Origin of the sequence: Cognatishimia sp. F0-27 (genome assembly GCF_020667845.1) — a bacterium.
Lineage (GTDB): Bacteria > Pseudomonadota > Alphaproteobacteria > Rhodobacterales > Rhodobacteraceae > JAFMPQ01.
The window spans coordinates 70,215-78,827 of sequence record NZ_JAFMPQ010000023.1 but is presented as its reverse complement, the minus strand read 5'-3'; the positions used below and the strand labels follow the sequence as shown (position 1 = coordinate 78,827).

At 62.5% G+C, this 8,613-nt stretch carries 6 protein-coding genes; 4 read left to right on the top strand and 2 right to left on the bottom strand.

Annotated features, from left to right (window positions below; genetic code table 11):
- Positions 1–497: 497 nt before the first annotated feature.
- Positions 498–1,253, bottom strand: a complete 756-nt coding sequence (locus J1C49_RS13530; RefSeq protein ID WP_227446360.1) for an SDR family NAD(P)-dependent oxidoreductase — start codon at positions 1,251–1,253, stop codon at positions 498–500.
- A gap of 145 nt (positions 1,254–1,398) precedes the next feature.
- Between J1C49_RS13530 and J1C49_RS13525 the strand changes: the two genes are divergently transcribed.
- Positions 1,399–2,370, top strand: a complete 972-nt coding sequence (locus J1C49_RS13525) for an MBL fold metallo-hydrolase (RefSeq protein ID WP_227446359.1) — start codon at positions 1,399–1,401, stop codon at positions 2,368–2,370.
- Positions 2,371–2,491: 121 nt separating this feature from the next.
- Here the strand turns inward: J1C49_RS13525 and J1C49_RS13520 are convergent, their stop codons facing one another.
- Positions 2,492–4,645 (bottom strand): calcium-binding protein, encoded by a 2,154-nt coding sequence (locus J1C49_RS13520; protein ID WP_227446358.1) that lies wholly within the window; start codon positions 4,643–4,645, stop codon positions 2,492–2,494.
- 270 nt (positions 4,646–4,915) lie between these two features.
- Between J1C49_RS13520 and J1C49_RS13515 the strand changes: the two genes are divergently transcribed.
- The 3 genes from J1C49_RS13515 to J1C49_RS13505 all read left to right on the top strand — a co-directional run bounded on the left by J1C49_RS13515 (position 4,916) and on the right by J1C49_RS13505 (position 8,519).
- Positions 4,916–5,362, top strand: coding sequence for an isoprenylcysteine carboxylmethyltransferase family protein (locus J1C49_RS13515; RefSeq protein ID WP_227446357.1), 447 nt, complete (start codon positions 4,916–4,918; stop codon positions 5,360–5,362).
- Between the two features lie 133 nt (positions 5,363–5,495).
- Positions 5,496–7,073, top strand: coding sequence for a Re/Si-specific NAD(P)(+) transhydrogenase subunit alpha (locus J1C49_RS13510; protein WP_227446356.1), 1,578 nt, complete (start codon positions 5,496–5,498; stop codon positions 7,071–7,073).
- Positions 7,074–7,085: 12 nt separating this feature from the next.
- Complete coding sequence (locus tag J1C49_RS13505) at positions 7,086–8,519, top strand: NAD(P)(+) transhydrogenase (Re/Si-specific) subunit beta (protein ID WP_227446355.1); 1,434 nt, start codon at positions 7,086–7,088, stop codon at positions 8,517–8,519.
- The last annotated feature ends 94 nt before the right edge of the window (positions 8,520–8,613 follow it).

The following is an 8,613-nucleotide window of genomic DNA, read 5'->3' as shown; positions in this document are numbered from 1 at the left end:
CAGGGTCAGGGTCAGGGTCAGGGTCAGGGTCAGGGTCAGGGTCAGGGTCAGGGTCAGGGTCAGGGTCAGGGTCAGGGTCAGGGTCAGGGTCAGGGCTAAGGGTGAAGTCCGGGATCATGGTCGGTCCCCAAGGACGATGGAGACCTGCAAATCTGCGCGGACAGGGCCCGACGGAACGCGATGGCTATGACAAGCGCCGAGTCCAACCCGCGGTGAGCGGCTGCAGGGGCAAGAACGTCCGCGTGCAAGGATCCGATATCAGCCAAGTGCGGAGCAGTCGGATCGAAGTCCGGTCGCGACTGGCCAAACCGGGGTGCCATGGCGTCGGATGTTCCGCGATTGCCTGTCGCGGGGCTCGGGCGTCGGCCGCGCGCGCAAGGCCGAACCCGGCCACGTTCAACCCAACCCCGTGTCGCGGCGCCCATACCGGCGCGATGTGGTGTCGCGGTCCGGCGCGCCCGCTGGACAGACTGGCAAGGTTTCTCGCCCAGGCAGGCCTAGACTTCGCCACCTGCGATCTGAATCGCCTGACCGTTGACGCTCCCCGAATGCGGCCCGCAGAGCCACAGCGCGCTGGCGGCCACTTCCTCGGGCAGGATCAGCCGCCCATGCGGGTTCAGATCCGTCATGAGCGCGCGGGCTTTTTCCTCATCGAGGCCGGTGCGCGCCATGATGGACTCGGTGTTGCGCGAGACAATGTCGGTATCCACATAGGCCGGGCAAAGCGCGTTGAACGTGTAGGGTTTCATTGCATAATCGGCCGCCAACCCTCGTATCAACCCGACCATCGCGTGTTTCGAAGCCGTGTAGGTCGGCGCACCTTTGAGACCGCGGAGCCCTGCGATCGAAGCCACCGCAATCACGCGCCCCCAATCGGTTTCCGTCATGCTCTTGAGGCTTTCCCGGATCGTGAGGAACGCCCCGTCGACGTTGATCACCATCATCTTGCGCCAGAACGCCATGTCCGTCTTGAGCAGCGCGCGCCCCTCGGCAATGCCCGCATTGGGCACGCAGATCTGAATCGGCCCGCGCGCGGCAACCGCCTGTGCGATGCCGGTTGTCACCGCATCCTCGTCGCTCACATCCATAACGGCGGGGTACAGCCTCTCGGTTTCTTGCGCGGCCGCGTCAAGCGGGCCGGCACGGCGCCCCGTGATGGTGACGTGGTGCCCCTCTGCGGCCAAGGCCCGGGCGATGGCAAGGCCGATCCCGGTGCCGCCTCCTGTCACGATGGCATGTTTTGCTGTTGTCATGGCGGTGCTCCTTGATTGCGCGAGGGCGATGCGCGTTCAGGGTGCGAGAGCGGCGCGGTGTTGGCAAGCAATCCCTCTCTTGGCAGAGGCATTCATTCATGCGAATGTGTATTGGTGTTCATCCCGTCGCAGAAAAGGTAACGCCATGATCCGATCCAGCATCCCACGAGCAAAGGCCACCCTTGCCTGTATTCTGGCGCTTTGCGGCACGCAGGCCGTGGCGAGCGAAGACATCGCAGACAAATATCCACAGTCGGAGCTTTACAACAAACCCGTCGAGGTCATTCCGCATGTGTTCTCCGCCATCGGGGCCACGGCACCGCCAACCTATGAGAATGCCGGTCACAACAACAATCTCAGCTTCATCGTGACGACCGATGGGGTCATCGTGGTCAATGGCGGCGCATCGGTGCGGCTCGCGGCTGCGCTGCACGACGAGATCAAGGCGGTGACGGATCAGCCCGTTAAGCTGGTGATCAACGAGAACGGGCAGGGGCATGCCATGCTTGGCAATGCCTACTGGGCCGATCTGGGCGTTGATATCCTCGCGCATGTGGACGCGATCGAGGAGGTCGAGGCAAACGGTGATTTCATCCTCCAGGGGATGCAGCGCTACAACCGGGATCGTGCAGAGGGCACGCGCGTGGTTGCCGCGAATCTGTCTTTCGAGGATCGCCACGTGATCGAGATGGGCGGACTGACGGTGGAGGTTCTGCATCTCGGCTCGGCGCACGGTCCGGGCGACACGCAAGTCTGGATCCCGGAATGGGAGATCGTGATTGCCGGAGACATCGCCTTTCACGAACGGATGTTGCCGATCTTTGCGGATACCTGCACATCGTGCTGGGTCGAAACCTTTGCCGGTCCCTTTACCGAACTGGGGGCGACCTACGTGATCCCCGGTCACGGACACCCGACCAACATGGCGCAGGTCACGCGCTACACGCTCGATTATCTCACCGATCTTCGCGCGAAAATCGGGGCGCATATCGATGAAGGCGGAGACCTCGCATCGGCCTACTATGTGGACCAGTCGGAATGGACGATGCTCGACACGTTTGAAGAGCTCGCCACCAAGAACGCCGGTCGCGTGTTTGAAGAGATGGAGTGGGAATAGCGCGCGCTCCGCGGATCACGGCGGCTGTGCCGCGATGCGCCGCACGGGCAGGGGCTTCCGGCGCGTCTCTCCTGTCCGCGCCCTGTCGATCAAAGACCGGGCGCCTGTGACGCGGCGCGCATCAGAAGATGAAGTCGGCACTGGTCAGTGTCGTGCCCGCCATCCCCGCCAGGAGGATGGTGTCGGCTCCCCCGGCATCAATCCGCAAGTCGGCGCCGATGTCGAGAAAGTTCAAATCTCCCGGTGCGTTGATCCCGGGCAGCGCCGAGACATCCAGCCGATCCGCGCCATCTTCGAAATCGGTGATGCGGTCATTGTCCCACCCGGGTGCGAAGACGAACACGTCATTCCCCGTGCCCCCGATCAGCGTATCGTTGCCCGGTCCGCCATAGAGCAGATCGCGTGCGCCCGCGCCGTTCAACTCGTCCGAGCCACCTTCGCCAAAAAGCCGGTTACCGCTGTTGCTTCCCACGATACGGTCATTGAGCGGCGTGCCCTGCACCTGTTCTATCGAGATCAGCGTGTCGCCTGCCGCATAGCCGCCCGCCGCATATCCGATCTCGAGATTGATGATGACCCGCGCGCCGGATCCCGTGTAGCTTGCGAGATCCGCCCCCGGTCCGCCATCGAGAAGATCAGGACCCGCGTTGGACACCAGCGTGTCATTGCCTGCCTCGCCGCGCAGCGTATTGGCCCCGCCCGTTGCTTCGATGCGGTTGGCCAGCGCGTTGCCGACCAGGATATCGTCGAACGGCGACCCGCTGAGGTTCTCGATCCCCGAGCCGCGATCGCCGTCGGCAAATCCGCCCTGAAAGAATGACACCCCAAGGTTGACGGCCACACGCGCCGGGGACAGCACATAGAAGACCGTATCGTTGCCCTCCTCGCCGCGCATCGTGTCGGCTCCGTCACCGGCGACAAAGACATCGTTGCCGGTCCCGCCTATCAGGGTATCGTCGCCCTCCGCATCATAGATCGTATCGTTGCCGGTGCCGCCTTCGATCGTATCATTGCCCGGTCCCCCGAAAACGGCGTCATCCCCTGTGCCGCCTTGCAGGAGGTCTTCGCCATCTGCCCCTTGCAGATTGTCGTTGTCCGCGCCACCGTGCAGCCAGTCGTCACCCGGGCCACCAAACAGAAAATCGTTGCCCGCGCTGCCAAAGAGCCTGTCGACGCCGGCACCGCCTGCCATCGTGTCGCTGCCCTCGAACCCGTGCAGATCGTTGTCGCGCGCATTGCCCGTGATCTCATTGTCACCGGCATTTCCGACGCCGCGGGTCGCGGTCTCGCCGGTCAGCTCGAGCGCTTCGACATCCGCGTCGAACAGACGGAAACTGACGCTGGACCGCACGGTATCGGTGCCCTCGGCAGTGTTTTCCGCAATCTCGATGGTATCGTCGTCCACAATGTAGAGGTCAGCGCCGTCGCCGCCCTCAAGCATGCCGTTCAGAGTGCCGCCGCGCATGTCGATCGTGTCGGCCCCGCCGCTTGTCACGATATTGCCGATGACCTGACCCGCGTTGATGATGTGATCGTCGCCATCGCCCGAAAAGATGCTTCTCAGGTTCCCGTCGATGAGGCCGGTGTTGGTAATCTCGGCCCCACCGTCGCGGCTGGCCTGAACACCGGCATCGTCGCCGATAACCGTGCCCGAATTCGTGAATGTCAGCCGCGGAGAGATATTGCTCGAGATCAGGTCGAACCCATAAGAGGCTGTGCTGATAACCGTCCCGGTATTGACGACCTCCATGACCGCACTGCTCGAAGACGTTTGCTCAAGTCGCACTGTCGTGCTGTTGCTGGAGATCACGCCGGTATTTGTCAGATAGTTGGAGGAGAGGCCTGAATTGATGTCGACGGCGTTTGAACTGACCGACGAAATCGTTCCGTGATTGGTAAGGCTCATGGATGCAGCGGTGTCGGTCGGATCCATGACGACGGCGCGGAACCCTGTCGCGAGGATGGACCCATGGTTCACAAGCCTTGCGAGGTTCAGAACGTCAATATTCAGAACCCCCCCGGATGCGGCGGCGGCGGAGACCGTGGCCAGCGGACCGACGGTCATGCTGAAACTCACCGCGTCGACATTTACCGCCGAGAACGCGCCGTTATAGGCGTTCAGATATCCCAATACGGTGAGCGTTCCGCCGGAGCCCGATACGGTGACGGCGTGGTCCCCGTCGACGCTCAGACCGCCGTTGGTGCCGATGAAGCCGTCCTCTCCGCTGAGGGTTCTGGCAAGAGTGCTGTTGGTTGCAATGGAAAAGTCGGCCATGGAAACGATCCTTCGGAAACGAAGTGGGTTTGCGCGCAATAATGCCTGCCATTTTGCGGCAGAAAGTGGTTTCGCACCACAGTATTGAACGGCGCATGGCGCAATCGGCGGAAACCGGGCATCTCCGCGAGCCCACGGCTCTGCGATCAGTAAGGGGCATTCTCAGGCGGGGCGCTGCTGTCAAATGCTCGACATTGCGCTGTGCAAGGGTGAGGATTGCCCGGTTCAGAAACCGCGCGGTGCGGTTTCGCCAAAGCAACGGAGCGTCTCATGCTCAAATGGATCGATCTGCCCCCCGTCTGGCTGTTGGCGTGTCTCGTCATAGCCTGGACTGCTCAGGGCGCGTTTGGCCTCACTTTCGGGGGCGCCTGGGCTGACTTCGCCGGTGGGTTGCTCGTCGGAGGCGGAATCCTTTTGATGGTGTTTGCCGTGATGGCCCTGCAGCGGCACAAGACCACGGTCATTCCGCACCAGGAGGCCGACACGCTGGTTGTGTCCGGCGTCTTCAAACTGTCACGCAACCCGATCTATCTCGGGGACTGTTTGCTGCTGGCGGGACTGATTCTGCGATGGGATGCGGTGGTAGCGCTCCCACTTCTGCCGGTCTTCGTTTGGGTCATCGAACGGCGCTTCATCTTGCCCGAGGAGAAGCGTTTGCGGCGCAAGTTTCGTGCGTCGTTTGCGAAATACACGCAACAAACGCGAAGGTGGCTTTGACTTTATGCCCGGCATCGTGTTTTAGGGGCGCGCGCGCGGTTGTGAAATATAGGTCAGCCCTATAGACCCAACGCGGAAATTGCCCCTCCGGGGGCGACTGAGCTCTTCACACGGACCTAGGGGGACGACAGACGTGAAAATCGGGACACCAAAGGAAGTCGATCAGGGCGAAGCGCGGGTCGCGATGACGCCGGATTCGGCACGCCAGCTCCAAAAGCTTGGCTATGACTGCCTGATCGAGGCCGGCGCCGGCGAAAAGGCCGGTTTTTCGGACAAGCTTTACGAGGACGCCGGCGTGACCGTGGTGGACGGGGCCGACGCGCTCTGGACCCAGGCCGACATCATCGCCAAGGTGAACACGCCCGCCGATGACGAGCTTGACCGTGTGGTCAAGGGAAAGACGCTGATCAGCTTCTTCAATCCCGGCGGCAATCCCGAGCGCCTCAAGCGGGCCGCCGAGCTTGGCGGCAACGTGATCGCGATGGAGGCCGTGCCGCGGATCTCGCGCGCGCAGAAGATGGATGCGCTGTCCTCCATGGCCAATATCGCGGGTTACCGCGCCGTGATCGAGGCCGGCAACAATTTCGGCCGCTTCTTCACCGGCCAGATCACCGCCGCGGGCAAGGTCCCGCCGGCGAAGGTCCTTGTTGTTGGCGCCGGTGTGGCGGGTCTTGCCGCGATCGGCACCTCGACGTCTCTGGGTGCCATCACCTATGCCTTTGACGTGCGCCCCGAAGTGGCCGAGCAGGTCGAATCGATGGGCGCGGAGTTCGTGTTCCTCGATTTCGAGGAAGAGGCACAGGACGGCGCGGCAACCGGCGGGTATGCGTCCGTGCAATCCGAGGAATTCCGCAACGCCCAGCTTGCCAAGTTCCGCGAGATCGCGCCCGATATGGATATCGTGATCACCACGGCGCTGATCCCGAACCGGCCTGCGCCGAAACTCTGGACCGAAGACATGGTCGCGGCAATGAAGCCGGGTTCGGTGATCGTCGATCTGGCGGCTCCGGCCGGCGGCAACGTCGAAGGCACTGTCAAGGACGAGAAGATCGTCACCGAGAACGGCGTCACGATCATCGGCTATACCGATTTCGCGTCGCGCATGGCGACCCAGTCCTCGACGCTCTACGCGACGAACATCCGCCACATGATGACCGATCTGACGCCGGAAAAGGACGGTCAGATCAATCACAACATGGACGACGATGTGATCCGGGGCGCGACCGTGGCCTTTGAAGGCGCGGTGACATTCCCGCCGCCGCCACCAAAAGTGCAGGCGATCGCGGCGCAGAAGAAAGAAAAGCCCAAAGAGCTGACCGCGGAAGAAAAGCGCGCAAAGGAAGTGGCGGAGTTCAAGGCGCAGACCAAGAACCAGGTCACGCTTCTGGCTGTCGGCGCGGCGCTGATCCTTGGGGTCGCCCTGATTCCGGGCATGCCCGCAAGCTTCATGCAGCACTTCATCGTGTTCGTGCTGTCGGTGTTCATCGGCTTCCAGGTGATCTGGAACGTCGCACACTCGCTGCACACACCGCTCATGGCCGTCACCAACGCCATCTCCTCGATCATCATTCTCGGCGCGCTGATCCAGATCGGCTCGACGTCGATGCTGATCACGATCCTCGCCGCGGCGGGTATCTTCATGGCGTCGGTCAATATCTTCGGCGGCTTCCTCGTCACGCGGCGCATGCTCGCCATGTTCCAGAAATCCTAAGGAGCGGCGATAATGGAAAATACATTCACGATCGCGGCCTACGTGGTCGCAGCGATCCTGTTCATCCTGTCGCTTGGCGGGCTGTCGGGTCAGGAAAGCGCCAAGCGCGCGGTATGGTACGGCATTGCGGGCATGGCCATTGCGGTGCTGGCCACGATGGTTGGACCGGGGCAGGGCCTCTGGATGGCTTCTCTCGTCCTCATCGCGCTGGGGGCGGCGGTTGGATACCAACTCGCCACCAAGGTCCAGATGACGCAGATGCCCGAGCTTGTGGCGATCATGCACTCGCTGGTTGGCCTTGCCGCCGTGTTCGTCGGTTTCAACGCCGACCTGACGATCAACATGGTGCAGGCGGCCGCTGGGGCGGGTGAGAGCGTCGAAGGTGCCTTTGCGGAACTGGTCGCCAAGAAGACCAGCGTCGAGATTGGCATTCTGCGCGTCGAGCTTGTGCTCGGCATCTGGATCGGTGCCGTGACCTTCACCGGGTCGGTCATCGCGTATGGCAAGCTGGCGGGCAAGGTGAACTCCGCGGCCAAGCAGCTTCCGGGCGGGCACATGCTGAACGCGGCCGCGGCGGCGGGCTCACTGCTTCTGGCGGTGATGTATCTCGGTGACGCAGGCAGCTGGACGCTGGTGCTCCTGACGCTGCTCGCGCTCTTCATCGGTTATCACCTGATCATGGGCATTGGCGGCGCGGACATGCCTGTGGTGGTCTCGATGCTGAACAGCTATTCCGGTTGGGCGGCTGCGGCGATCGGCTTCTCGCTCGGAAACGACCTCCTGATCGTGGTCGGCGCGCTTGTGGGTTCCTCCGGCGCGATCCTGTCCTACATCATGTGCAAAGCCATGAACCGCGCCTTTGTGTCGGTGATCCTTGGCGGCTTCGGCGGCGCAGGCGGAGAGCAAATGGCCGTTGAGGGCGAACAGATCGCCATCGACGCGGACGGCGTTGCCAACGCGCTGGACGAGGCCGACAGCATCATCATCATCCCCGGTTACGGTATGGCCGTCGCCCAGGCGCAGCAGTCGGTCTCAGAACTGACCAAGCGTCTGCGCGCGCAGGGCAAGACCGTGCGCTTCGCGATCCACCCGGTCGCGGGCCGTTTGCCCGGGCACATGAACGTTCTGCTGGCGGAAGCCAAGGTGCCCTATGACATCGTGCTGGAGATGGACGAGATCAATGACGACTTCCCCGATACGGATGTCGCCATCGTCATCGGCTCGAACGACATCGTGAACCCCGCCGCTCAGGACGATCCCAACAGCCCGATCGCCGGCATGCCGGTTCTGGAATGCTGGAAGGCCAAGCAGGTCTTCGTCTCCAAGCGCGGGCAGGGCACGGGCTATTCCGGCATCGAGAACCCGCTCTTCTTCAAGGACAACACGCGCATGTTCTACGGCGACGCCAAGAAGAGCCTCGATGATCTGCTGACGCGCATCTCCTGACGCGGCACATCCACGACGTTTCAAGGCCTCGCCCGGTTTCGGGCGGGGCCTTTTCTTTTGTGTTTGGTGGGGTAGGCTCTTTTGGCAAACAGGA

Excerpts from the sequence above, each read along its gene's own strand:
- J1C49_RS13515 (WP_227446357.1), top strand. The coding sequence starts at position 4,916 with ATGCTCAAATGGATCGATCTGCCCCCCGTCTGGCTGTTGGCGTGTCTC.
- J1C49_RS13525 (WP_227446359.1), top strand. The coding sequence starts at position 1,399 with ATGATCCGATCCAGCATCCCACGAGCAAAGGCCACCCTTGCCTGTATT.
- J1C49_RS13520 (WP_227446358.1), bottom strand. The coding sequence starts at position 4,645 with ATGGCCGACTTTTCCATTGCAACCAACAGCACTCTTGCCAGAACCCTC.
- J1C49_RS13530 (WP_227446360.1), bottom strand. The coding sequence starts at position 1,253 with ATGACAACAGCAAAACATGCCATCGTGACAGGAGGCGGCACCGGGATC.
- J1C49_RS13505 (WP_227446355.1), top strand. The coding sequence starts at position 7,086 with ATGGAAAATACATTCACGATCGCGGCCTACGTGGTCGCAGCGATCCTG.